Origin of the sequence: Acinetobacter sp. YH12027 (assembly GCF_013420085.1) — a bacterium.
GTDB classification, from domain to species: Bacteria; Pseudomonadota; Gammaproteobacteria; order Pseudomonadales; family Moraxellaceae; genus Acinetobacter; species Acinetobacter amyesii.
Genome location: NZ_VOYW01000102.1, coordinates 1 through 1,082, shown reverse-complemented (window position 1 = coordinate 1,082; position 1,082 = coordinate 1). Strand labels below are relative to the sequence as shown.

The following is a 1,082-nucleotide window of genomic DNA, read 5'->3' as shown; positions in this document are numbered from 1 at the left end:
TAAGTTGACAAAAATAACTAATCATGCGAAAAAGTTTTTTTAGTTAACAGATGTTCACACATGCCTCGAATTGTTTCTGTACCACTTAGTTTAGAACAGCGAGAACGACTCATTTTTCTGGCCAAGCATGCAAAACATTGGCGTGAAAGACAACGTGCCCAAACTATTCTCTGGCTTTCTGAAGGTAAAAGTGTTGCGGAAGTTGCCACTCTACAAGAACGTATCCCAGAAACCATAAGGCTACAACGCCGACGTTGGGAATTGTATGAGTTTGAATCGATTAAAGAAGGTCATCGCTCAGGTCGGCCCAATACATTGATCTCAGACTATCAGGCGAAAATCCTAGATTGGGTCAATACAAGTCCACTCAATGCAGAACAAATCCGAGTCAAACTACATGAAGAATACGAAGTGTCCGTGTCTGTTGAAACCATTCGTAAGTTTTTACGTGATTCAGGTATGGTCTTCAAGCGTACCCGTCATAGCTTGAAAAAAAAGAGATCCGATTGCATTTGAACAAGCAACACAGCAGATTGAAAAATTACGAGAGCAAGCGGCACGTGGTGAAATTATATTAGGTTATGTTGATGAAACAGGGTTTTCATCTACACCTGATAACCGCTATGCGTGGACAAAGATAGGTGATGTTTATGCGGTTGATGCAATAAGATTAAAACGAGTTAATGTCATGGGGTGTTTGCTTTCAACGGGGAAACTGGTGACAAGTTGTTTACAAGAGTCAGTTACAAGCACTTGGTTTTATGCCTATTTAACTGGAATAGCTCAACAAGTAAAACAGACTTATAACCTTCCATTGGTTCTTATTGTTGATAATGCCTCGATTCATAGAAGTAAAAAGATGGCTGATTACAGAGAGCTACTTAAAAGTAACTTTTCGACGAATTTGTATTTTATTCCTGCTTATAGCCCTGAGTTAAATCGAATCGAGATGGTATGGAAGCAGATGAAATATTATTGGCGAGACTTTCAAGTCATGACAGCTGATAAAATAGAGCAATGGGTGGAGAGAGTATCAAACCAATTCGGAAAAGAATACATGTTTACTTTTTAATGACAGCTTA

Annotated in this window: 2 protein-coding genes; both read left to right on the top strand. The window is 38.8% G+C overall.

Annotated elements, in window-relative coordinates; all coding sequences use genetic code 11:
- Positions 1–60 precede the first annotated feature (60 nt).
- Entirely contained in the window at positions 61–516 is a 456-nt protein-coding gene (locus FTT94_RS16455; RefSeq protein ID WP_004973749.1) for a helix-turn-helix domain-containing protein, read from the top strand.
- Positions 506–1,072 (top strand): IS630 family transposase, encoded by a 567-nt coding sequence (locus FTT94_RS16450; RefSeq protein ID WP_180171129.1) that lies wholly within the window; start codon positions 506–508, stop codon positions 1,070–1,072. The genes FTT94_RS16455 and FTT94_RS16450 overlap by 11 nt, the downstream gene beginning before the upstream one ends.
- Positions 1,073–1,082: the final 10 nt, after the last annotated feature.